We start from the raw sequence: 23,985 nt of genomic DNA, 5'->3' as shown, positions 1-23,985 counted from the left end.
TTTATTTATATGGGTTCCTTATTGTTACCTTATTTTGAGCTAAAAGCTTCTATCTAATGAACTTATTGTTTTGTAACTTACTGAATATCAGTAAAAACAAAAATCCCAACCATTGCTGATTGGGATTTTGCTCCTCTTCTTGGGCTCGAACCAAGGACCCTCTGATTAACAGTCAGATGCTCTAACCAACTGAGCTAAAGAGGAATGTGATATACACATGCTCAAGCTATTTGCTTAAGCGGATGCAAATATAATAGGTTTTGGATTTTACGCCAATATTTTTCAATAAAAATAAAAGGTTGATTTCTTATCCAAACAACCATTTGTAAACGTCGTTACCATTTGCATAAAGCATCAAGACTAATAAAATCAAGATCCCAATGATCTGTGCGCGCTCCATAAACTTATCTCCAGGCTTGCGTCCGGTAACGATTTCATACAGCAAAAACATCACGTGGCCACCATCCAGCGCAGGAATAGGCAAGATATTCATCACGGCTAGAATGAACGAAATCAAAGCCGTGGTACCCCAGAATTCAATCCAATTGAAGGTGTCTGGATATAATTTAGCAATGGTTCCAAAGCCACCCAATTGTCCAGCACCTTTTTTAGTAAATACATATTTGAACTGTGCGATATAGTCATGCATGGTCCAGTAACCACGGGAAATACCCGCAACCAGACTTTCACCTATAGAATAATTACGAACACTCACGTCTGCAAACTCTCTTAAATTATTGGTGTAAACTCCTAATCCTTTTGCGATTTCAGGTCGCGATAAGGTCAATTCTATGTCTCTTTGGTTCCCATTTGAAAGTACCGATAGAATAAAAGGTTGGTCAGGCTCAACACTATAATTCATGGCATAAGTAAAGTCGGTTTGAAATTCAATGGGTTTTCCTGCAACCGCGATAACATCATCTCCTTGTTTCAGGCCTAAAGAATCTGCCAGCATACCAGGAGCAATAGAATCTATAGCAAATGGATATCTAAATTCTGGTCTTCCCATGATACCATCCTCAAACATTCGATCGCCTATGTCCTCAGGAATGTTGATCTCTACAGGTGCGCCATTTCTCAAAACAGTAACGGTCTCAACATCTCTAAACACAAGCATTTTATTGAGGTCCAATGCATTTTCAAGCGTATCACCATTGATGAGCATAGGTTGGTCTCCTTGCATGAAACCTACTTCTTCAAGGGTTTTTGAATACCCAAAACCGTACTTAAAATCATCACCATGAGCCACCTGTGTTCCCTGAGAATACATGATCCCGGCATAAATGATAAACCCTACGAGCACGTTAACGATCACACCACCCAGCATCACGATCAATCGCTGCCACGCCGGCTTGGATCTAAACTCCCATGGTTGTGGTGGTAGCGCCATTTGCTCCTTGTCCATGCTCTCGTCAATCATTCCGGCGATCTTGACATAACCACCTAGTGGCAACCATCCTATTCCATAAACGGTCTCGCCTATCTTTTTCTTAAAAAGGGAAAATTTGATGTCAAAAAACAAGTAGAACTTCTCTACTTTGATTTTAAAAAGTCGGGCTGGTATAAAATGACCTAATTCGTGAAGAACGATGAGCAGGGAAAGACTCATCAAGAAGTTAATAATCAATACAATCGTGGGATGCATGTGTCTAATCGGTTTTCAAGCGGCAAAAATAAGGGATTCGGCTTTGTAAAAGCAAAAATCTCAAAACTAACAGATAACATCATCCATGCCGCTGTTGATCTTCCTGCCATACAGGTGGTTTTTTTTTGAAAGTTTGATTGTGGTTAGTTCGCTTTCGCGAAAGCGAAATTCCCATCAGCTGCCCTAATAATTCCAGCTTCAATAGAGGCCATAATTATGTTAGGAAAGCCTTATATACACCACTAAACTTACAATAAGGTCGTAATTTTGTATTTAAGCTGAACGATGAAAGAATTTTTGATACATAACAAGTGGCGCATCCTTTTTATGGTGGTGCTTTGTGGTGGGATTTTGGCGGCATTTCAATATGCGCTCACTCCAGATCGCCAGCTTGCCGTGCTACAACCAGACCAGTTTGATCCTTCATTAGTGGACGACAGCATGCTTTTTGTTAAGAAATACCACAAAATTGCTCCGTTTGAGTTGATCAATCAAAATGGAGACACGATTACCCAGGCAGATTATCAAAACAAAATCTACGTAGCCGATTTCTTCTTTACCACATGTCCCAGCATTTGTCCCGTGATGACCAAAAATATGACGATGCTGCAGGAAGAATTTAAAAATGATCCAGAGGTGCTGTTACTCTCGCACAGTGTTACTCCAGAGATTGATAGTGTCCAGGTCTTAAGAGAATACGCAGATCGCAAAGGTGTGATCGATGCCAAATGGAACCTAGTCACAGGCGATCGCAAACAGATCTATGATCTGGCAAGAAAATCCTACCTAGCTGCCAAAAAGAATAAATATGGCGGCGAGAACGCCATGATCCACACAGAGAATTTCTTGCTGGTGGACAAAGAAGGTCGCCTACGTGGTCGTTCCTATGACGGTACTGATGAAGAAGATATCAAAGCACTCATTGAGGATATTTATGTGCTTAAGGAGAGTTATCAAGTTGAGGAATAAGAACATTTTACAAAGCGTTGAAAGCCGTTAGTGTATTCCTTATTTTTGCGGGCTAATTGTATCCATGAGCTTTTTCGGTTATATTTTTCTTTTCTTGGTATTGCGATGGTTGTACTCGCTATTTGTAAATAGTTCCACCACAACCCAGCGCACTGGAGCACCATTCCAGCAGCGCTCTACCACAGTAAGTCCAGAAGATTTTGAGCTGCACTTGTTGACACTTTCGTCCATCGTCATGAAGGCTGATGGCAAGGTCACGCAAAATGAGATACAGTACGTACAACAGTATTTTGTAAGCAGCTATGGTAAAGATCGCGCTAATGCGATTTTCAAGGTATTCAATGAGGTCGTAAAAAAAAGGGAGATCAATCCTGCTAGAGTTTGTCAATACCTCAATGCCAGAACCCGATATGAGTCCAGGTTGCAGATTCTGCATTTTCTATTTGGTATCGCGCAAGCAGATGGTCATGTAAGCTCTCCAGAAGTGAACATGCTACAGCAAATTGCTGGTTATCTGAGATTGACTCAGCGTGATTTTATCTCCATCAAGGCCATGTTTGTCAAGGATCAGGACAACGCCTACAAAATCCTTGAGATCGACAAATCTGTGCCAGATCATGAAGTGAAAAAGGCTTACCGTACCATGGCTAAAAAATACCATCCAGACAAACTTATTGATATGGACGAGGCTTACAAAAAAGGCGCCGAGGAAAAATTCCGCAAGGTGCAGGAAGCCTATGAAACCATCCAGAAAGAACGCGGAATGGTGTAAATCTTAATGGCTAATCACTACAACCTTAATCGATTAATGATTAAGGTTTTTATTTGCCTCTGTTTTTAGACAAGACTAAAAATATATTTTTACCGTTCAAATTAATAATTTACCTTTGCCGCATGCACTCAGTATCAGAAGAGAACTATATCAAAGCCATAAATCACCTGCAGCAGGGCGATGCGCTGGTATCTACTAATGAAATTGCGGGACAGATGAATACCAAAGCCTCATCTGTTACAGATATGCTCAAAAGACTAGCAGATAAAAATCTTGCCGAATACATTCCCTACAAAGGTTCCAGGCTCACAAAACTGGGAATGGATCATGCTAACCAGATTGTGCGCAAGCACCGGTTGTGGGAAGTGTTTCTGGTAGAAAAACTAGGTTTTAACTGGGACGAGGTTCATGACGTGGCAGAACAGCTGGAGCATATACAATCCCGCAAACTCATTGATGAGTTGGACAAACATTTAGGCTTTCCCAGGAAAGATCCGCATGGCGACCCTATTCCAGACCGTGATGGGAATTATGAAGAGGTGCAGCAAGTTCCTTTGGCCCAACTTGCTAAGGGCGATCATGGCGTTATCACTGGTGTTGTAGACACTTCTCGCAAGTTTCTAAAGTATCTGGACAAACACCAGATAGAGCTAGGTAGCAAGGTAGAGGTTTTGGAGCGTGAGGAATTTGACGGGTCGTTTCTTATTAAAACCGACCATAAAACGCTGCACATTTCAGAAAGCATCGCCAGCAATATCTATTTAAAAACAACATGATGCGACCACTGCTCTACATCATGTTATCTTTTTTGGTCAACTTCATTTATGGCCAGGAAGTGGTAGAGCCCGCAACGACGATGAATCCTGGCGAGTTTCAAGCACAGATCGCCACTATTTATACAGAAAGTCGTGAGTTACGCTTTCGCGAAAGCGAGATCGCCTACAACAATACCTTATTACTTTACGGCATCGTGCCTAACCTAGAACTTAGATTAGGGATCGATATAACCTCGTCTGAAACACGTGAGAATGGCCTGCTCATTAATGACCGGTTGCAAGGGACAACTCCTTTACAAGTAGGTGCTAAATATAGATTCATACAGCAAACCGAAGCATTTCCAGAGGTTTCGGTCATGAGTCATGTGTTTCTGCCGCTTACTGCCAGCAGCGATAACAAACCTGATTATTTAGGTTACGATTTGTGGCTGTTGGGGCTGCATCAACTTAATGATCAACATGCGTTGCTTGCAAACATTGGAGCGGCTACCGGTGGCGATTCAAGGGATATTTTACCCTTATACATACTTGCACACAACTGGTTGCCATTTGAAAAATGGGGTTTGAACACTGAGGTCTATGGCGAGTTCCCTAAAGACAGTGTCGCAATGCATTATTTTGATATAGGCATCAGCCATTTTTTTAAGCCTACCATACAGTTGGACTTGAATGCTGGCCGTGGCTTGAATAACAACCAGACCATACTCGCGAGCGTGCGACTTACCTACACCATTATCTAGCTTTATGAAAAATTCGATTTATATAATAATAGCCATATTCCTTGCCTCATGTGCCAACAAAGAGAGCAATGGAAAACTTAACATCGTGACCACCACCACCATGATTACTGATATGGTAGAAAACATAGGTGGTGATAAAGTAAACGTACAAGGATTGATGGGTAGTGGCGTGGATCCACATTTGTACAAGGCGAGCGAAGGCGATGTTTCCAAACTATTTAATGCAGACATCATTTTTTACAGCGGCCTGCACCTGGAAGGAAAGCTGGTAGAGGTTTTTGAGCAAATGGCTTCACAGGGAAAGAATACGATCGCCATAAGCGATGCGCTGGACAAAAAGACTTTGATAGGTAGCGAGTATTTTGCCAGCAATTACGATCCTCACATTTGGTTTGATGTGGATTATTGGGCAACGATGACCGCATATGTCAGCCAGCAGCTATCAAAAGCAGACCCAGAAAACGCCGATTATTATGTCGCTAACCGTGATGCGTACCTTGAAAAGATCCAGCAATTAAAAACAGAGCTTACTGCCAAAATCAATGAGTTACCTCAAGACAAACGTATTTTGGTTACTGCGCATGATGCCTTTAATTATTTCGGTAGGTCGTTTGACTTTGAGGTCGTGGGGTTGCAAGGCATCTCAACCGCTACAGAAGCTGGTGTGCAGGATGTACAGCGCATCACTCAATTTATCATCGATAATAAAGTAAAAGCCGTTTTTATAGAAAGTAGCGTACCGCGACGTACAGTTGAGGCCTTGCAAGCCGCTGTAAAAGCCCAAAACCATGAGGTAAGCATAGGCGGTGAATTGTACAGCGATGCGCTAGGCAGCGCAGGAACTGCAGAAGGTACTTATGTGGGAATGTACCAACACAATGTAGAAACCATAGTTAACGCCTTAAAGTAATGGAAGATAAAATCGCAGTTGCGGTAGACGATCTAACCGTCGCCTACAATTACAAACCAGTGCTTTGGGACATCGACCTTTCCATTCCAGAAGGTGTATTGATGGCTATTGTAGGACCTAATGGCGCGGGAAAATCCACGTTGATCAAGTCCATTTTAGGCATCATCGATCCCATTGCGGGATCTGTCGCTATTTATGGAAAGCCATACGCAAAACAACGCGATAAAGTCGCTTATGTACCACAAAAAGGTAGCGTGGATTGGGATTTCCCAACCACGGCACTGGATGTGGTTATGATGGGAACCTACGGCTCGCTGGGCTGGATCAAACGACCTGGCGCCAAAGAAAAGAAACAATCCCTAGAGGCACTGGAAAAAGTAGGTATGCTGACTTTCAAAAGCAGGCAGATAAGTCAGCTTTCTGGTGGGCAGCAACAACGCATTTTCTTGGCAAGAGCTTTGGTTCAAAATGCTGCCATTTATTTTATGGACGAGCCTTTTCAAGGTGTTGATGCTACGACAGAGATTGCCATCATTAACATTTTGAAGGAGTTGAGAAAGGCAGGAAAAACCGTGATTGTCGTGCACCACGATCTGCAAACCGTACCAGAATATTTTGATTGGGTAACATTCCTCAACGTGAAGCATATCGCGACCGGACCTGTCAAGGATATTTTCAATGATGATAATTTGACGAAAACATACGGTATCAATTATAAAGTAGCGGTGCAGCAATGACGTTCTTAGAATTTATTTTCCCAGTTTATTTTCTGTTTTTGTATTTCTGTTATATGCTTATTCCTGTTCTTATTTTGCTAGGATATATCTACGGTGGATCAAAGCTAGAATATAAAATTCATGCACTTGTATACTTCCTATACTTTGCCGTAATGGTTAAAGTGTTCAGCAATGAAGAAGCTATAACCGGTCCAGGAGCTTTTTTTGTTTTTATCATGGGATTGTCATTTGCATTTTCTCATGTTACCATTTACTTAGTTTATCATTTTTTTAGAATAATAATCAGAGTAAGAAATAAAAAATCATAGTGGATATCACACAATACTTCACGGACTATACACTACGCACCATCACGCTGGGAACGGCCGTGCTGGGTGCTATATGTGGTATGCTGGGAAGTTTTGCCGTGTTGCGCAAGCAAAGTCTATTAGGTGATGCCATCTCTCATGCCGCTTTGCCAGGTATCGCTATTGCCTTTTTAATTACAGGTGCCAAGGATTCAAATGTGCTCTTGCTAGGTGCTCTAGTGAGTGGACTGGTAGGTACTTGGTGGATTCGTGGGATCACTACAAAAACTCATTTAAAAACCGACACGGCTCTAGGCTTGATTTTGAGCTTGTTCTTCGGTTTTGGAATGTTATTGCTGACCTATATTCAAAAGCAACCCAATGCCAATCAAGCTGGACTGGATAAATATCTGTTTGGACAGGCAGCAACTTTAGTAGAAAGTGATGTGATGTTGATGTCGGTCGTCACGGGCGTTAGTTTGATCGTAATGTTGCTGTTTTGGAAGGAATTTAAATTGCTTTTGTTTGATAAGAACTACGCCATGACCTTAGGATTCAATACCAAGTTTATTGATGGCCTGATTAGTTTCTTTATCGTGCTGGCGATCGTTATCGGTCTTCAAACCGTTGGTGTGGTTTTGATGAGTGCAATGTTGCTGGCGCCAGCGGCGGCAGCGCGACAGTGGACCAACAGTTTAAGCGTTATGGTCTTGCTGGCGGCGATTTTCGGTATGTTTTCAGGAGTATTTGGAACGGCTATAAGCGCGAGTCAGCCCAATCTCTCTACGGGTCCGGTTATAGTTTTGGTGGCCGCTGTATTTGTGGCAGTTTCATTCATCTTCTCGCCAGGTCGTGGGATTCTCTTTAAACAACTGCGCCTGTTACGCAACCGCCGCGAACTCGAACTGCAAAAAACACTCTATTTCATGTATACCATCGTACGCAAGCACGATGATATTTCCAGACCACACGCCATTAAAATCCTGAACAATTTCCAAGGGTTTACTAGAAACACCTTGTCACAACTGGAACATAAACACTGGATAGAAATTAATGGAAATCAATGGTCAATGACCCATTCTGGTTTTGAAACCGCATCCAATTTGTACAATACTAATCTTCCAGAATCATGAACCCTTCGATAGAAATACAGCTTATCGCTGCAGTTACCGCTGCTGCCTGTGCGATTCCAGGAGTTTTTCTGGTGTTGCGTAAAATGGCATTGATAAGCGATGCGATAAGTCACTCGATCTTACCGGGAATCGTAATTGGGTTCATGATCACGCAAGATCTTGCCTCACCGTGGCTGATCCTTTTGGCAGCTGTGAGCGGTATCATTACCGTTGTACTGGTAGAAATGATTCAAAAAACTGGACTGGTTAAAGAGGACACCGCTATTGGCCTCGTTTTTCCAGCGCTGTTTAGCATTGGTGTGATTCTTATCGCCCAAAACGCCAATGACGTTCACCTGGATGTAGATGCCGTATTGTTGGGTGAATTGGCTTTTGCACCGTTTGATAGACTTTACATAGGCGGAACAGATGCAGGACCCAAGGCTCTATGGGTTATCTCAACGATTTTGGTGATTACTGTTGGACTCTTACTCGCCTTCTACAAAGAATTGAAGCTGAGCACCTTTGACATAGGACTTTCATCGGCACTAGGATTCTCACCGGTGGTGTTACATTATGGTTTGATGAGTGTGGCCTCTGTCACTACCGTTGCCGCCTTTGATGCGGTAGGCGCGATCCTAGTGGTCGCCTTGATGATCACACCAGCCGCTGCGGCCTATTTGTTGACCACAGATTTAAAAAAGATGCTGTGGTTGTCTTTGCTTTTTGGCGTTGGTAGTGCCATCGGTGGTTATTGGTTTGCAAAATGGCTGGACGCGTCTATTTCTGGCTCCATCACCACGGTTTTGGGAATATTATTCTTTGCGATTTATCTGTTTGCACCGAGTAAAGGATTGATCGCCATACTATTACGTCAAAACAGACAGCGCAAAGAAGTTTCACTATTGACGTTCCTATTGCACCTTAATAATCATGATAGCCTGGAAGAGCGCCATGTCTCACATTTGCAAGAACACATCAATTGGCGCAAAGTAAAAGCAAAATCGGTACTCGATCTCGCCGAACAAAATAATATGATCACCATAGAAAATCAGGTGGTCTCCTTAACAAAAAAAGGCTTGGAATTTACCGAAAAAGCTCTTGAATACATCATCACCAACAAGGATGAGAAGATCGAAGATATGAAGGACGATTTTTTCTTATTTAGGGGTTGATGGATGTTTCGCTTTCGCGCCTGCCTGTCGGCAGACAGGAAAGCGAACTAAAACTCCGCTTTACGCTTTTCCAAAAAGGCTGTGGTTCCTTCCACAAATTCATCAGTCCCAAAGCAGCTCCCAAAATTGTCGATCTCTACCTGATAGCCATCAGTGCCATCGACAAAGCCGGCGTTAATCGCATCAATGGCCGCGGCAATGGCCATAGGGCTGTTGCGCATGATTTTTTTGGCGATGCCATAGGTAAAGTCTAATAGTTCTTCCTGCGAGACCACATGATTGACCAGACCGTACGTCAACGCCTGGTGGGCATCGATCATTCCTGCCGTCATTACCATTTCCATAGCACGGCCTTTACCAACCAATTGTGGCAAACGCTGCGTACCTCCATAACCAGGAATGACGCCTAAGGAGGTTTCTGGCAAGCCTAGCCTCGCATTGTCACTGGCTACTCTAAAATGCGCTGCCATGGCTAGTTCTAGTCCACCACCAAGAGCAAAGCCATTGACGGCTGCAATTACTGGAGTGGAACAATTTTCAATCACATCAAAAAGATCGTTCTGACCTTTACCGGCTAGTTTTTTTCCTTCCAGCTCATCAAAATCTGCAAACTCAGAGATATCTGCACCCGCAACAAAAGCCTTCTCGCCAGATCCAGTCATGACAATGACGCGTACATCTTCGTTTTCTTCCAACTCGCCGAAGGCCGTTCCCAATTCTTCAATAGTTTCCTTATTGAGCGCATTGAGTTTATTAGGCCTATTGATGGTTATCGTAGCAATCTTGTTTTCTATATCAACGATGATGTTATTCATGGTGTTCTATTTTGGTTCTTCTCAAAAATACAGAGAATTTGAGAGTTCCGTGTTTGGGATTTGAGACTTTATCGCAGGCGATTAAGTGCTGCTTTAAGGAAATCCACACGATTTCTTGTCGTGTTACTTACCTATTTACTTTTAGGCAGGCAAACGGTAAAGGTCGTGCCGTAACCATAATCCGTTTGCATGGTGATGTTCCCATTGAAGTTTTCTACGATTTGTTTGACCATGGCAAGACCCAAGCCCATACCGCTATTCTTTGTGGTGAACTTAGGCTCAAAGATCTTGAACTCATTTTCTGGCGAGACGCCGGTACCATTATCGGTTACTTTGAGATAGATATTATTTTTATCATGAGTTACTGATACAATAATTTTAGGATCACGATCTGGATGTGCTGCCTGTATGGCGTTTTTGACCAGATTAGTCACCACACGTATCAATTGCGTGCGATCAAATATTGCATACAGCTCTGGTGCGTCCTCGTAATATTCTATATGTGAATCGTTGAAGATGTCCAGCGCCAGTTGCGTGATCTTAGGGACATTAGTCTCTTCAGACTGCTGTGCCGGCATGGTGGCATACGTAGAGAAGGCACTTGCAATGTTGCTCATCACATCAATCTGTTCAATGAGTGAGTTGGAGTATTCGGCTAGTTTTTCCTTTGCTTCTGGATCTTGAGGATCAAACCTGCGCTCAAAACTTTGCACGGTCAAACGCATGGGCGTCAACGGATTTTTGATCTCGTGCGCTACTTGCTTTGCCATCTCTCGCCAGGCCTGTTCTCTCTCGCTGGTCGCCAGCTTGACCGCACTTTCTTCCAGCTCATCCACCATGCCGTTGTAAGATTCTACTAGTGTGTTGATTTCTTCAGTTCCAGATACATCCACATCAATCTTTTTGTTGCGTTTAGCAATGCTCAAATTCTTGATGCGTTCGCTTATTTCCCTAATGGATTTAGTAATGTATTTAGACAACACGTAAGCGATCAAAATGGAAAATAGAATCATCAAAATATAGACGATACCTATGCGGTATAGAAACTCTCGCAATTCATAGTCTATAAAATCATCGTTCTCCAGATATGGCAAGTGAATGATCGCAATATTCTTGAATTGGTTGTCTTTTAAATAGGTATAACTGGAGCGGTAATTTTCATTATGGTCCTCAAACTGCGTTACATATCTACCAGAATCAGAGTTCTTGAGTTCCCTAAGGATTTCTGCATCGATATGGCGGCGTAGGCTATCTGTAGTGAGTTCCCTGCTGCTGGTCTTGATCAAGTTCCCACGCAAATCGTACATGTTGATGGGCAGCTCATGAATGTCGCTTATATCAGAAATCAAAGTCCTGAAAATAATGGGCAAGTTGGCCGTGTTGACCACAAAGTCCGTTTTTCTAAGCTCGTATTTGAAACTCTCCAGCACCGCTGCTTCCTTACGTTCCAGTCGCTTGTTATGGTAATCTTTCCCTTGTTCAGAAAACTGGTAGATCGACATTCCAGCAATCAAAATACTGGAGATAAGAGTCAACAGGATCATGGAGAAGAAGATCCTGTTGCGCAGGCTGTTTCGGTACAATTTCATGGCTTTAAATGTAGCAATTATTGAGCCAGTCGTGCCTCGATGATGGATTTGAAAATTTAAGATGGCTTTTAGTCCGCTTTCGCGAAAGCGAAACTATCTTAAACCAAAAAACAAGATTATGGCTTTGGAACGATACTATACATTGGGAAATACGGGACTGCGCGTGAGTAGGCTTGCGCTGGGAACCATGACCTTTGGTAAAGAATGGGGTTGGGGAAATGAGAAAGCAGACGCCGAAAAGATATTTGATTATTACCTGGATAACGGCGGCAATTTTGTGGACACTGCAGATATGTATACGGGCGGCAGCAGCGAGGAATTTTTGGGAGATTTTATGCAAGCGCGCAAGAATCGCGAGGAAATCGTTTTGGCGACAAAGTTCACCTTTAACACCAGTCCCAACGGTCACGTCAATGGTGGTGGTAACTCGCGTAAAAACATACACCGTACGCTGGAAGAATCCCTAAAACGACTCAAAACCGACTATATCGACCTTTACGTCATGCACTGTTGGGATCGCATGACGCCGGTAGAAGAAGTGATGCGCACGCTCAATGATTTAGTAAGTGAAGGCAAAATCTTGCATTATGCGTTGTCCAATGTACCGGCATGGTACGCCAGCAAGGCGCAGATGATCGCACGTTACAATAATTATGAACCTATAAGTGCATTGCAGCTGGAATATTCCATGATCCAGCGCACGATTGAACATGAATATATCGATTTGTGCCAAGATATGAACACTGGTATCATGGCGTGGTCGCCGCTAGGTGGCGGATTACTTTCTGGTAAATACAAACCCGGCATTGATGATCAAAGTGATGTAGAAGGTCGTCTTAAACATATTACCGATAATGGTGGCGAGGTAAGTTCCAAGGACAATGAGCGCAACTGGAATATTGTCAAGGCGCTGCACGAGGTAAGTGAGGAAATCAATCAGCCGATGGCGAGCGTGGCACTGAACTGGACGGCAAATCAACCAAGTGTTGCGAGTGTCCTTGTAGGCGCCACTAAAATGAGTCAGATCGAAGCCAATATGAAAGCGCTGGATTTTAATATTCCAGCCGAATTGATGAAGAAGTTAAATGATGCCAGCGCGCCAGATATTCCTTATCCGTACACCTTTTTCCAGCCGGAAATGCAGGAACGCATCTATCCAGATACTAAGGTAGGCTTGAAACCCGATGGCTATTGGAAGGATTTGAGGATTGGGTAGTATTGTGGTCACTTCGACTTCGCTCAGTGACCTTAAACTCTTATAAAAGCAAAAGGCTTAAATTAAAAACTCCCATCGAGGCTAGCCTCGATGGGAGTTTTTGAATTGCATGTGGATCTATAAATCGCCTAGATAAAACATACTGTCGTAACTACAATACATATCTGAACACGAGCGCTTTCCTTCCTCAATTACCTGATATGTATGCTCACCATTCTTCAAGTCATGGCTAGTAACGTAGGCTGTTAATTGATGAGAAACTCTTTCATTTGTTTCATTCTTTTCTGTTTCAATCCCTTTGATAGGTCTACTATCTGCAAAATAAAGTGTTGAAGTCAAAATACATTCCTTGAATGCATACTGCTGAAAGACCTTGACGATCTCATCACCTTTTTTCCAGATTTTGGTAATCGAGGTTTCAGTGGAATCTACACTCTTAGAAAATGAAAATAGGTTTTCATTTATTTCTTCAATTTGCCTGTCAATTATCTCAGTATTTTGAGCAACAGCAATTGACGCAGCACCCAATAAAAACAAGAAAAGAACAAAGGGTTTCATCAATTTGAGTTTGATTAAAAATAAAAAATCCTTGAAAATTAATTCAAGGATTTACTTATTAAGATACCAATGCTGGCTGTACCCATTTGAATTTATGGGACTCTGCTGGGATTTTCATGCGTTGTGCGATGCGTTCCATGCGTGCTGGTAATTTCATCAAGTAATCACGAGCTTTCTCTGCATCTTCAGTAAGTTCAGACATATTGCTGATGTTCCACTGATCGATAAGATTTTGTAGGATATCAATATAGTCTTGAGCTGTGTAGACACCTATGCGCTGTGCGCTATTTGAGAAATCTTCAAATGCGGCACCTATGGTCTGTCCAGATTCACGTAAAAAGTGTGCTGGCATCACAATCTTATGTACCATCATTTCTTTAAAGGCAATCATCATATTGCTAGGATCAACCTTAAAGATCTCATCCACAAAGGTGGAATAGGCTTTATGGTGGCGCATCTCATCACCAGAAATGATTCTACACATGCGTGATAGAGCGGTATTGCCGTACTCACGTGCCATTTTTGCCACACGGTTGTGTGATATGTAAGTCGCTAGCTCTTGGAAGCTAGTGTATACAAAGTTCTTGTAAGGATCACGATCTGTACCTATGTCAAAACCGTCTGCGATCAAGTGTTGGGTAGTCACCTCAACCTCGCGCATGTTGACACGACCAGATAAATAAAGGTATTTATTAAGTACATCACCGTGGCGATTCTCTTCAGAGGTCCACTGGCGCACCCATTTAGACCAAGCATTGCCTTTTCCTTCCATCTGGTTGATGCCTTCTACATCCATTAACCAGGATTCATAGGTAGGAAGTGCCTCTTCTGTAATAGTGTCGCCCACGAGCGTCACCCAGAAATCGTAAGGTAGCTCCTTTGCCAACTCTCTCATTTCCTTAAGCTTGTCTAGAAATCCGTCTGCCTGGGAATCTGGAAGAAAGTCAGTAGGTTGCCAAATTTTCTCTACCGGAATCAGGAACTTGTCCATGAAGGACTCCACCTTGGACTCCAGTGATTGCATTACTTCTATGCGAATATTTTTTAAGGGTTGAACCATTTTAAAAATTTGATTTGTAAAGGTAAGATTTTGAGCTTGGTACGCTTTCGCGAAAGCGAAACATTAACAACTATACTGCACTTAAACGGCAGTACTCGTGATACTACTATGTACCACAGATTGTGCCGCTTCTATAATTTCATTAGGATCTGCGCCCGCTATAGGCATAGGTTTATGCACCGTAACGCTTATATGGTTGCCTATCCCAAAGGGAAACTTACCATATCTGTCGACTTTCCAGCTATTGTTTACAGTAACAGGCACAACAACAGCATCTGGCACATGACTAAAAATAGTCAATAATCCACCACGCTGGAAAGGTTTAGGCACGCCAGTACGGCTACGGGTTCCTTCTGGAAAAATAACGACACTGCGTTTTTTTTCATGGACGTTTTTTGCAAATGCCGTCAATGCCTTCAAGGCTTGCAGTCGATCCTTGCGGTCAATGGCGCAGTTCTCTCCTATTCTTAAATTAAGGGAAATGCTAGGAATATTTTTTGCTAACTCCTTCTTTGCCACAAACTTAGGGTAATACTTTCTCAAATAGTAGATCAACGGTGGTATGTCAAACATACTCTGGTGATTGCTGGTAAAAATATATGACGGCCCTACAGGTAATTCCTGCTCATAAGTAATGCTGAAGGTGTTGAATAATGGTAGTTGCGTACCCATCAAACACAGGTTGAGGAGTGCCACGCTTTTTTGATGTAGGTTATGACCACCTATCCAGTGACAAATCAATTGGATGGGATGAAAAATCAATAGCATCAGGAAAAACAACACCAGATGTATGACTGACAAAGGGTACGAAAGAATTTTCTGCATCAGGCAAAGATAGGATGCTTTGAGATGCGCGATATCGATTGCGTCATGAATCAGTATGCATGCATAGTAAATTTAATTTCTTGTTCTAGTACATACGACAGCGCTAACTTTTCCACAGGTTTAATGCAGCCTTGAACTCTTGAATACACTTCAAGTACTCTTTTGATATGGCTACCAAATAAAAAACGCATCCCTTTAAAGGATGCGTTTCTGGTATTTTAAAGGATGGCTGTTCTAGCAATTCTCGTTGTAGGCTTCTTTAAGGTTTTCTGCGATCATTTCTGCAGGGCGACCTTCAATGTGGTGACGTTCCAACATGTGGACCAACTCACCATCCTTGAACAATGCCATGCTAGGTGAACTAGGTGGAAAAGGCACCATTGCAGCTCTTGCTGCATCGACTGCCTCACGATCCACACCTGCAAATACCGTCACGATATGGTCTGGTTTCTTATCATTTGCAAGAGACATTTTTGCTCCTGGTCGTGCATTTGCCGCGGCACATCCACAAACAGAATTTACAACCACTAGAGTTGTTCCTTCTTTATTGATGGCTTTGTTTACTGCGTCTGCCGTATATAAGTGTTCAAAACCTGCGTTTCCTAAATCGTCACGCATGGGTTGAACTAATTCTGCTGGGTACATAATTTAAATTTTTACAAAGTTATGGATTGATAGAGAGTCTGCGATTACTGTACCATCGTTTATAACTATGACACATTAGCACTTGACTTATTCCTCGTCTTCGTCTTCTTCAAGTAATTCGTCCAGCTCCTTTTTGTAGAGGGTTTCTGCAAGATCTTCTGCAGTGCGCTCATATAGGTTTTCAATCTCTGGATCTGCTCCATGCTCGATAAGCTGGCGCACGAGTCTAAAGTCACCTTTAGAATTCATGAGAGCTACCCATAATGGACCATTCTCATGCTCGTCCAGTAGGTTGGGATCTGCAAAGTTGTTCAAAAGGATCTGTGCGGTGCCGGTTTGCTTTTCCAGACTGCAGTGATGCAAGGCGCTATAGCCTATCTTGTCTTGATGGTTGACATCTGCACCACGCTTGATCAATTCTTCCAGCAATTCTTCCTTGCCAAAAAATGAGGCGTGCATCAATGCCGTTCTACCGTCAGAATCCTTGGCATCCACGCCGTGGTCATCCAGTAATTGTTTTAATTCTTCTGTCGCATCGCGGTCCACGAGACTGCGCATACGTCTCAACGCATCGTAGGGGACCAATGGTTGTTTGTCTTCTGCCATTTTTATTTATAACTATTATTAAATCGTTCCTGCACTCGATCTGCAATGTCTTGCATGGTTTCTTTATCGAGTGAAACCTTGTTGGAAAACCTCATGTCTTCCATATCTCTCAACGGTATCAAATGAACATGCACGTGAGGCACTTCCAGTCCTATGACAGACATGCCTATACGCTTGCACGACACTTCTTCCTGCAGACACAACGCCACTTTGCGAGAAAATTGCATGAGTTCATTGTACGTTTTTTTGTCAAGGTCAAATAATTTGTTCACTTCCTTCTTAGGAACACACAAGGTGTGTCCTGGCGCATTAGGATTGATATCGAGAAACGCAAAAAAATCGTTAGTCTCTGCCACCTTGTAGGATGGAATCTCTCCACAAATGATTTTAGTGAATATGCTCATTATTAGTCTCTGCTTATCTCAAGGATTTCAAGCTTGATGGTTCCCACTGGAACGGTCACCTCTGCCACATCACCTACTTCCTTACCCAGTAATCCTTGACCTATAGGGGAATCTACACTTATGTGACCTTTGGAAAGGTCTGCCTCACTTTGCGCTACCAGCTTGTAATTCATCACCATATTATTGTTATGGTTTTTGATTTTTACCGTGCTATGAATCAAAGCTTTAGATAAATCTAGTGTATTTTCATCAATAATGCGTGCATTTGAGACAATAGCCTCCAGTTTTGAGATGCGCATTTCCAGCATTCCTTGAGCTTCCTTGGCCGCGTCGTATTCTGCATTTTCACTTAAGTCGCCCTTATCGCGTGCTTCTGCGATGGCTTGTGAGGCTGCTGGTCTATCGACGTCCTTCAATTGTTTAAGTTCGTCTTTAAGCTTTTTAAGTCCTTCTTCAGTGTAGTATGAAACGTTACTCATGATCATAAAATATTAAGATGTTTGCGGGATGATTAGGCTTTCTTACCATGATGGTGCAAAGCGTGAACATTTTGTTTAGTTCGCTTTCGCGAAAGCGAAACAACCATCCGAACTTCCCTTACAAAGACATAGGTCTCTACAAAACAGAAAATCCCACGATTGCTGCGGGATTTCTATGCAAATATACGAAATATGGAAATGAACGTTATATTTTTAGCATCTTACCGCTGTGCCTTTATGAAAAAGATCCTTTTAGCGCTTGCCCTGATGTGTATATTTGCCTGTCAAAGTGATGACGATGCGAGGCGCAATCCCTTTTTGATCGATCTTTCCTTTCAAACAGCTTTGAACACAGACTTACCGCAATATTCCAGTCTCAATTTTGCAAATAACTATGTTGTGGTGCGCAGTCAAGGCATAAGAGGCATCGTGGTTTACCATCTAGGGAACGACCAGTTTGTGGCCTATGAGTTGAGTGATCCCAACCACTCGCCCAGTTCCTGCTCGTCCATGAATATCAATGGGATTATTGCCACTTGCAGCTGTACAGATGACAACAACACGTACAACATTATTGACGGCAGGCATCAAACAGATCCCGAATTATTCCCTATGAAACCTTATCGTGTCTCGCGTGTAGGTAATAACGTTGTGGTGTCCAATTAAAGGAATGCTTGCGGCGAATAGGATTTTGAACGCCTTTGTTTCACTTCAGTTTCCTGACAAATTGGAGTATAAAAAATCCGATCATCAGCTGAGCTGACCATCGGATTTCCATGTTTATGACTTGTGCAGTCTATTAATACCTCATCTTAAAAGGTAAACGTCACGCCAGCTAGGAAGTTGATTCCCGCTTGCGGATAATATCCAGCTCCTTCTTGTGTGGCAATGGTTCCTGGGTTTGAGAAATCATCATCAAACGTGAAATAATAGCCGTTTGAGACATACTGCTCATCAAAAATATTGTTGATCAAACCCGTGAAAACGATGGTGTCAAAAATAGATTTGGGCTGTATGGTATATATTAGATTGATATCGTTCACAAAATAGTCGGCGAGTTTTGAAGCTTGAGCCTCTGTATTGCTCATGAACTGCTCGCCTACATATTTGCTCAATAAAGAAACCTGAAAATCTCTCACTGGCTGGAACACGATGGCATTGGCCGCGATAACATTAGGAGAAAAAGCAATGTCAGTACTGCCTAAGTTTTGAAGACCACCATCAAAAGAGCGTATGGTCTCCACATTCTTATTGCTACTCAAGGTAAAATTGGGCTGTAAGGTGAGTTGTCTAGTGACAGGTATTATAGCTTCCAACTCTACTCCTAATCGATAGCTTTCACCACTATTGGTTCTCAAAGGTGCTCCTACATCATTAATCTCACCACTCAAGGTCAACTGCTCTTCATATAACATCAAGTATCCATTAGCATTAAAGGTGAAGTTCCCTTTGTTGTGACGCCATCCCAACTCAAAATCGTTAAGTTTCTCTGGTTTGATTTCTGGATTGCTCTCAAAATCATTCCTATTAGGTTCTCTATTAGCTCTAGCATAGGACAAGTAAAGATCATTATCGTCGTTTAGCCTATAGGTAATACCAGCTTTAGGATTGAAAAATGTATAGTCTTCATCTACTTCAAGCTCTACAAGGTCAGAAGTGATACCAGATGTTTCATAGTTGACATTTCTTACCTGTAGATCTCCATAAAGTTGCACACGATCATTGAGTTTATAGGTCGCTTTCGCGAAAGCGGAAAAATCATTTTTCTTTCCATTACCGTCGTAATAGCGATCTCTTATCTCGCTCTGACTCGCAAAACGCGCCCAAATAATCTCACCAAAATGATCTCCGTCATAATGACTAAATGAAGTCCCAAAAATCAAATCAATCTCGTTGTTTTTATAATTGGCACTGGCATTAATCACATAGTAATCATTGTCCAGCCATCTGCGTCGTATAAGATCTGTAGTGTTTACTTGCTGGCCATTTACTGTAAGTGGATCAAGGCCATAGGTGGCAAAATCGTCATCTTCTCGATATTGCTCAAAGAAACCGCGGCCATAGGTATAGTTCAAACCTACGTTTGTGGACCAGTTTCTATTGTAACGTTCGTTCCAGTGCAACTGGTAGTGATCCTGACGGTAGTCGTCTACTTCATTGTCATAAAATCTGGTGATTCCATTTTCATCTTCATATTGTCCAGCAGGATTGAACCTGCGATCTTCCCGCAACTGGTCCCTATCGATACCAAACCACGATTGATACGTGACATTGTTACCTCCAAAGAGCACTGCCTTGATCAATCGATTATCATCTACATAAGAACCTTGCAGGAAATAAGATTTTAAAGAAGTGCTGGCTCGATCTATATAACCGTCAGATTCTATGTTAGATAGTCTACCGGCGATTTCAAAATGATCATTCATCAATCCCGTAGAATATTTAACCGTGTGTTTTCTACTATTAAAGCTACCATAAGAGTTAGCAATCTCTCCTGTAGCTTCTTTTGAAAAAGCATCAGTCAATAAGTTGATGCTCGCTCCAAAGGCTCCACTACCATTAGTACTTGTACCTACACCACGCTGTACCTGCAGATTTTCTACAGATGATGAAAAATCGCCCAGGTTTACCCAGAAAGTACCTAAAGACTCTGCATCAGAATAAGGAATACCATTGATGGTCACATTAGTAGATTGCGAACTCACACCTCTTATCCTCAATCCTGTGTACCCTATTCCAGCACCAGCGTCACTGGTGGTCACGACAGATGGCAAGAAGTTGAGGAGAATAGGAATGTCCTGTCCCAGATTGCGCTTTGCAATTTCCTCTTTAGACAGGTTGCTGTGTGTGATGGGTGAGTTGGCATCTACACGCACGGCTTTTACAAGAACCTCATCAAGCTTCTCTGCCTTGGTGGTGTCTTGTGGCTGTTGGTTTTGTGCTGTTACCGTGCTGGATAGTGTTAACGCAACGGCAATTACAGCGACTGAAAAATGTTTCATATGAACTTAAATTAGTTCAAATAAAAGGGGCATTTATTCGGTCTTGGTTAAAATAAAATGTTTGAGAGGATTCTCGTTTATTGCCATAGAGCCATTATCGACTGTCGCTCGAATCGGCCTTATGTCAAATCCCTTGGCAGCATTACCTGCCCAGGTTCCTCGGGTATAATCTCAGCCCTTTTTAAGGAGCACCCCTTGAGATGGCGCAAAAGTAGTATGCAAAATGAAAACTACCGTAAAAAGTGAAGATAATTTGTGTAGGTTTTCGCTTTCGCGCCTGCCTGTCGGCAGACAGGAAAGCGAACTAAAAACAGCTTCAATAATCTAAAAAAACGATATGGCAAAAGTTAATTGCTGCTGTAAATTTCTGGCAGCGTTTAATTTTACAGGAATTGCTTGAGCTATGTATTCTGCACCGATTTTCTATATCATGCCTTTATTTATAGTGTTATGGATCTACTGTGTTTATGACATCGTGACTCATAAATATCAGAATGATAGGGACAAGCTGATCTACCTTTTATTGGTAATAGTGGTGCCCGTGATAGGCATCCCTTTATATCTCATATTCTGGAGGACTAAAAAAACGGGTAACTTGAACAAGTCGATCTTTTAATTCCCGTTTTACTTTTATCCCATATCTTTAATTTGAAGAACAGCTAAAGCTCTGCCTTGAGTTTCTAACCATTTAATTTTCTAAGGATGTCCAACACGGGTTTGATTATAGAAGAGCGCAGTCGCGACATAGGCGACTTTTTAGTAGGTAGGTTGATACCATTCCGTAAGAAGCGCATGGTAGGTCCCTTTATTTTTATTGACCACATGGGTCCTGAGGCGCTGGGACCAGACAAATATATGGATGTGGACCAGCATCCACATATTGGACTATCGACATTGACCTATTTGATGGAAGGCCAGTTGCAACATCAAGACGGTATAGGCACAGATCAAACGATCTTGCCAGGATCAGTTAACTGGATGGTAGGCGGTAAAGGCGTCACGCATACGGAGCGTACACCGCAAACCTTGCGCGATTCCAAAACCGAATTCACTATGCATGGTTATCAGATTTGGGTAGCGTTGCCTAAAGAGCTGGAAGATTGCGAACCCGAATTTCATCATATCGAGGCAGATGCCTTGCCTACATGGCAAGATCAAGGAGCAACTTTTACACTAGTTGCTGGAAAAGGCTATGGCAAGGAATCGCCAGTGCCTGTGCATTCTGAGCTTTTTATGATCGACATCAAAACAGAGGCCGATTATCCCTTTCACGCTGCCGGTAATCTAACCGGTGAAATAGGTATCACAGTTGTCACTGGTAGTGTGACTGCTTGCGGCGATGTGATTGAAGAAGGAAATATGCTGGTAAGCAAAACTGAGGACGTTTGTGATCTGGTCATTTCAGCAGGTAGTCACATCTTGATTTTTGGCGGTGAGCCGTTCCCAGAAGAGCGCCATATCTATTGGAACTTTGTAAGTGATTCCAAAGAAAAGATTGAAGCCGCTAAGGAAGCCTGGAAAAACAAAACGTTCCCCATGATGGCGAACGATGATAGTTATGTGGCGCTGCCGGAGTGATCTCATCAGGTTACTCAAAATCTTTAACTTTATCTAAAATTATTTTCAAATGATTCCTGCCTCTTTTTTTATCATCATCGCATTAACTTTTATTGGTTTATGGGTGTATTGCATCGCAGACATTGCTAAAAGCAGGTTTGTCAATGAAAACAATAAATTGATTTATATCCTGGTAGTGGTACTTGCACCAGTCATTGGGATCTTGCTGTATTTGACCCTATGGCAAAAAGAAAAGGTGACAATACCAAGGGACATTTAAAGCATGTGCTTCATTATGAAGTGCCATTTGATCCTGTTTCTGTTGATCTCATTTTTGAGTTTTTCCCAAGAATCTCAGACAGACCATATTTATTACGACTCTGTTAATCTTCAAGTTGGGTACCAATTCAGTTTCGAAGGACCCAACAAACGGAATTACCATTTACTTGAAATAGGTGTCAATAAATTACATTATGGCGGTCGTCACGGTGGTGGATTTCAATATGGGATAGGTTCAGAAATAGGTTTGAATACAGAAGATTTTCTTCTAGGTCCCAAAATAGGCGGCGTGATTTACTATCAGTTTGTGGTTTTAGGAAGTGAGTTAGTCACCTACACTAATTTCGATTCTTGGACTTTACGATATGTGCCAATTATTGGCTTGGGCGGTAATGGATATTCTCTCACTATAAAACCGCAAGTCATATTAACAAACAAAAATTTCAATCCTATTAATAAAGTCAGCGTACAATTAAGCGCTAGTATTTCACTGTGGAAAGAAAAAACGCATCGTTAAGAATTATGAGATTATAAAGTATTGTTAGCAACCAAGTCTACTGGCATTCGTTTGTTTAACTTGTAGGAAATCGCTGTAGAGCGATGAACTAATTAAAAAAGAACACTATGAAAACGCCAAACTTTGAAGAAACAAAAGGAAAACACCCAATACCTCACGCCAAGGGAATCGCCAAAGACGATAACCTGGAACCTAAATCCATCAAGACTGGTGATGATGCAAAAAGTGAGGAAGAGTAGTTATCAACTATTTAATTCTTAATAAAACCGAGCACAATTAATTCTGCTCGGTTTTTAAGTTATTTTTTAAAAAATTCTCAAGATCTGTAGGTTTAAAATCCTTAGCGATAATGATCCCGGTTTTATCCAATAAATAATTCGTGGGAATCGAATAAAGATTGAATTTTTGGACAATTTCACCTTCTACACCTTTTTTACTGTGTACGTTACTCCATTTGAATTGATCTTTATAAATCACTTCTAGCCATTCTCCTTTCTGGTCATCAATCGAGACAGCTAGCATATCAAAACCTTTATTGTTGTATTGATTATAAATCAGATTTAATGCAGGGAATTCTTCTCTACATGGTACACACCATGTTGCCCAAAAGTCGACGAATAAATATTTACCGCGAAAATCCTTAGGTGATATTTGAACACCTTTTTCGTTTAATAAAGTGAAGTCTTTTAATTCTGTACCTATCTCATCATATTTTTCAGGCATAATGTTTTTTGCCGTTTGATATTTACGGAAAGGATCTTGATGGCTCCAGTTTATATAAGAATATAGTTTTCTTAACTCCTTATTGGTCAAAATGGAGTCTAGGGTTTCATCGTAAAGCAGGTCAGCACTCAATTCACTGTCCGGATACTTTTGAAAAATTTTTTCGAGCCGGCTATATAGCCGTTTGTTCCAGTCTGGTTTAGTTTGATTTTCTGTTTTGAATTTATTAAATGCAATAAAACTTGAATCAGTTTCAGAACCTTTGGAATCTTTTATGGTAAACCAGTCAATAGTTAGATCTGGATTTATATATTTTTTTTCAAATGATAACTCGACGCTTACATCGGAGTTTTCCAGATAAAACTGCCGTTTACTTGCAAAAACTTTTTTTGAAGTAAAAATCACGGATTGTGATTTTGTTAAATTCCCTTGGAATTTAAATTGACCATTTTCAACTATTGAACTGTCTTTTCTACCATCATAGGAAATATTATAAACCTTCATGCTTATCAACCTTTCCTGAAAGAACAAACCCTTCATCCTTTTGGTTCAAGTGATCGTTATCAACTTTGTTACAAGAATCAAAC

General features: G+C 41.7%; 27 protein-coding genes, 1 tRNA gene and 1 riboswitch. Of the genes, 15 read left to right on the top strand and 13 right to left on the bottom strand.

From position 1 onward, the window contains the following. Positions 1-130 precede the first annotated feature (130 nt). Both AAU57_RS03480 and rseP read right to left on the bottom strand, forming a co-directional pair. A tRNA-Asn gene (locus AAU57_RS03480) sits at positions 131-204 on the bottom strand. 103 nt (positions 205-307) lie between these two features. Beyond that, on the bottom strand, positions 308-1,645 hold the full coding sequence (gene rseP / locus AAU57_RS03475; RefSeq protein WP_055411607.1) for an RIP metalloprotease RseP: 1,338 nt from the start codon (positions 1,643-1,645) through the stop codon (positions 308-310). Positions 1,646-1,930: 285 nt separating this feature from the next. Between rseP and AAU57_RS03470 the strand changes: the two genes are divergently transcribed. The 8 genes from AAU57_RS03470 (at position 1,931) to AAU57_RS03430 (ending at position 9,123) form a co-directional block, all read left to right on the top strand. Further along, entirely contained in the window at positions 1,931-2,614 is a 684-nt protein-coding gene (locus tag AAU57_RS03470) for an SCO family protein (protein WP_055411606.1), read from the top strand. Positions 2,615-2,678: 64 nt separating this feature from the next. Next, positions 2,679-3,386, top strand: coding sequence for a TerB family tellurite resistance protein (locus tag AAU57_RS03465; protein ID WP_055411605.1), 708 nt, complete (start codon positions 2,679-2,681; stop codon positions 3,384-3,386). A 122-nt stretch (positions 3,387-3,508) separates the two neighbouring features. Further along, positions 3,509-4,162 (top strand): metal-dependent transcriptional regulator, encoded by a 654-nt coding sequence (locus AAU57_RS03460; protein WP_055411604.1) that lies wholly within the window; start codon positions 3,509-3,511, stop codon positions 4,160-4,162. Then, positions 4,159-4,902 carry a transporter gene (locus AAU57_RS03455; protein WP_055411603.1) on the top strand — a complete coding sequence of 248 codons (744 nt, stop codon included), beginning with the start codon at positions 4,159-4,161 and terminating at the stop codon, positions 4,900-4,902. Before AAU57_RS03460 ends, AAU57_RS03455 begins: the two co-directional genes overlap by 4 nt. A gap of 4 nt (positions 4,903-4,906) precedes the next feature. Beyond that, positions 4,907-5,812 (top strand): metal ABC transporter solute-binding protein, Zn/Mn family, encoded by a 906-nt coding sequence (locus AAU57_RS03450; RefSeq protein WP_055411602.1) that lies wholly within the window; start codon positions 4,907-4,909, stop codon positions 5,810-5,812. Then, positions 5,812-6,549: a metal ABC transporter ATP-binding protein gene (locus AAU57_RS03445; RefSeq protein ID WP_055411601.1), complete on the top strand. Its 738-nt coding sequence runs from the start codon at positions 5,812-5,814 to the stop codon at positions 6,547-6,549. Before AAU57_RS03450 ends, AAU57_RS03445 begins: the two co-directional genes overlap by 1 nt. A gap of 307 nt (positions 6,550-6,856) precedes the next feature. Beyond that, positions 6,857-7,969 carry a metal ABC transporter permease gene (locus tag AAU57_RS03435; RefSeq protein ID WP_055411599.1) on the top strand — a complete coding sequence of 371 codons (1,113 nt, stop codon included), beginning with the start codon at positions 6,857-6,859 and terminating at the stop codon, positions 7,967-7,969. Next, on the top strand, positions 7,966-9,123 hold the full coding sequence (locus AAU57_RS03430) for a metal ABC transporter permease (RefSeq protein ID WP_082438526.1): 1,158 nt from the start codon (positions 7,966-7,968) through the stop codon (positions 9,121-9,123). Before AAU57_RS03435 ends, AAU57_RS03430 begins: the two co-directional genes overlap by 4 nt. 47 nt (positions 9,124-9,170) lie before the next feature. Here AAU57_RS03430 and AAU57_RS03425 read toward each other — a convergent pair whose 3' ends face one another. Together AAU57_RS03425 and AAU57_RS03420 are read right to left on the bottom strand one after the other, a co-directional pair. After that, the gene (locus AAU57_RS03425; protein WP_055411597.1) at positions 9,171-9,938 is read right to left on the bottom strand and encodes an enoyl-CoA hydratase/isomerase family protein; all 768 of its coding nucleotides are present in this window, start codon (positions 9,936-9,938) and stop codon (positions 9,171-9,173) included. Between the two features lie 131 nt (positions 9,939-10,069). Beyond that, entirely contained in the window at positions 10,070-11,527 is a 1,458-nt protein-coding gene (locus AAU57_RS03420) for a sensor histidine kinase (protein WP_055411596.1), read from the bottom strand. Between the two features lie 118 nt (positions 11,528-11,645). Here AAU57_RS03420 and AAU57_RS03415 point away from each other — a divergent pair, with 118 nt between their 5' ends. Beyond that, positions 11,646-12,743 carry an aldo/keto reductase gene (locus AAU57_RS03415; RefSeq protein ID WP_055413651.1) on the top strand — a complete coding sequence of 366 codons (1,098 nt, stop codon included), beginning with the start codon at positions 11,646-11,648 and terminating at the stop codon, positions 12,741-12,743. Positions 12,744-12,860: 117 nt separating this feature from the next. On the opposite strand, the gene AAU57_RS03410 is transcribed toward AAU57_RS03415, so the two are convergent. The 7 genes from AAU57_RS03410 to greA form a co-directional block, all read right to left on the bottom strand. Further along, positions 12,861-13,301, bottom strand: coding sequence for a hypothetical protein (locus tag AAU57_RS03410; RefSeq protein ID WP_055411595.1), 441 nt, complete (start codon positions 13,299-13,301; stop codon positions 12,861-12,863). 58 nt (positions 13,302-13,359) lie between these two features. Then, positions 13,360-14,361: an acyl-ACP desaturase gene (locus tag AAU57_RS03405; RefSeq protein WP_055411594.1), complete on the bottom strand. Its 1,002-nt coding sequence runs from the start codon at positions 14,359-14,361 to the stop codon at positions 13,360-13,362. An 81-nt stretch (positions 14,362-14,442) separates the two neighbouring features. After that, positions 14,443-15,186 carry a lysophospholipid acyltransferase family protein gene (locus AAU57_RS03400; RefSeq protein WP_055411593.1) on the bottom strand — a complete coding sequence of 248 codons (744 nt, stop codon included), beginning with the start codon at positions 15,184-15,186 and terminating at the stop codon, positions 14,443-14,445. A 234-nt stretch (positions 15,187-15,420) separates the two neighbouring features. Further along, positions 15,421-15,831 (bottom strand): BrxA/BrxB family bacilliredoxin, encoded by a 411-nt coding sequence (locus tag AAU57_RS03395; RefSeq protein WP_055411592.1) that lies wholly within the window; start codon positions 15,829-15,831, stop codon positions 15,421-15,423. An 87-nt stretch (positions 15,832-15,918) separates the two neighbouring features. Beyond that, positions 15,919-16,437, bottom strand: coding sequence for an ankyrin repeat domain-containing protein (locus AAU57_RS03390; protein ID WP_055411591.1), 519 nt, complete (start codon positions 16,435-16,437; stop codon positions 15,919-15,921). Positions 16,438-16,439: 2 nt separating this feature from the next. Further along, positions 16,440-16,844, bottom strand: coding sequence for an HIT family protein (locus AAU57_RS03385; RefSeq protein ID WP_055411590.1), 405 nt, complete (start codon positions 16,842-16,844; stop codon positions 16,440-16,442). Beyond that, positions 16,844-17,320: a transcription elongation factor GreA gene (gene greA, locus AAU57_RS03380; RefSeq protein ID WP_055411589.1), complete on the bottom strand. Its 477-nt coding sequence runs from the start codon at positions 17,318-17,320 to the stop codon at positions 16,844-16,846. The genes AAU57_RS03385 and greA overlap by 1 nt, the downstream gene beginning before the upstream one ends. Positions 17,321-17,557: 237 nt before the next feature. Here greA and AAU57_RS03375 point away from each other — a divergent pair, with 237 nt between their 5' ends. After that, a complete protein-coding gene (locus AAU57_RS03375) occupies positions 17,558-17,986 on the top strand; it encodes a Rieske (2Fe-2S) protein (protein WP_055411588.1) in 429 nt (142 codons plus the stop codon). Positions 17,987-18,132: 146 nt separating this feature from the next. Here the strand turns inward: AAU57_RS03375 and AAU57_RS03370 are convergent, their stop codons facing one another. Then, positions 18,133-20,322, bottom strand: coding sequence for a TonB-dependent receptor (locus AAU57_RS03370; RefSeq protein ID WP_055411587.1), 2,190 nt, complete (start codon positions 20,320-20,322; stop codon positions 18,133-18,135). 112 nt (positions 20,323-20,434) lie between these two features. Beyond that, positions 20,435-20,528, bottom strand: a riboswitch (TPP riboswitch). Between the two features lie 197 nt (positions 20,529-20,725). On the opposite strand from AAU57_RS03370, the gene AAU57_RS15355 reads away from it, so the two are divergent. The 5 genes from AAU57_RS15355 (at position 20,726) to AAU57_RS15280 (ending at position 22,914) form a co-directional block, all read left to right on the top strand. Beyond that, the gene (locus tag AAU57_RS15355) at positions 20,726-20,938 is read left to right on the top strand and encodes a PLD nuclease N-terminal domain-containing protein (RefSeq protein WP_082438524.1); all 213 of its coding nucleotides are present in this window, start codon (positions 20,726-20,728) and stop codon (positions 20,936-20,938) included. An 86-nt stretch (positions 20,939-21,024) separates the two neighbouring features. Further along, a complete protein-coding gene (locus tag AAU57_RS03365; RefSeq protein WP_055411586.1) occupies positions 21,025-21,900 on the top strand; it encodes a pirin family protein in 876 nt (291 codons plus the stop codon). Positions 21,901-21,949: 49 nt separating this feature from the next. Beyond that, entirely contained in the window at positions 21,950-22,159 is a 210-nt protein-coding gene (locus AAU57_RS03360) for a PLDc N-terminal domain-containing protein (RefSeq protein ID WP_055411585.1), read from the top strand. A 54-nt stretch (positions 22,160-22,213) separates the two neighbouring features. Further along, on the top strand, positions 22,214-22,675 hold the full coding sequence (locus tag AAU57_RS03355; RefSeq protein ID WP_231717759.1) for a hypothetical protein: 462 nt from the start codon (positions 22,214-22,216) through the stop codon (positions 22,673-22,675). Positions 22,676-22,782: 107 nt separating this feature from the next. Next, complete coding sequence (locus tag AAU57_RS15280) at positions 22,783-22,914, top strand: hypothetical protein (protein ID WP_262491928.1); 132 nt, start codon at positions 22,783-22,785, stop codon at positions 22,912-22,914. Positions 22,915-22,951: 37 nt separating this feature from the next. Here the strand turns inward: AAU57_RS15280 and AAU57_RS03350 are convergent, their stop codons facing one another. Beyond that, positions 22,952-23,902: a TlpA family protein disulfide reductase gene (locus tag AAU57_RS03350; protein WP_055411583.1), complete on the bottom strand. Its 951-nt coding sequence runs from the start codon at positions 23,900-23,902 to the stop codon at positions 22,952-22,954. Between the last annotated feature and the right edge of the window lie 83 nt (positions 23,903-23,985).

The organism is Nonlabens sp. YIK11, from assembly GCF_001413925.1.
GTDB lineage: Bacteria > Bacteroidota > Bacteroidia > Flavobacteriales > Flavobacteriaceae > Nonlabens.
This window is presented reverse-complemented; position numbering and strand designations above follow the sequence as displayed.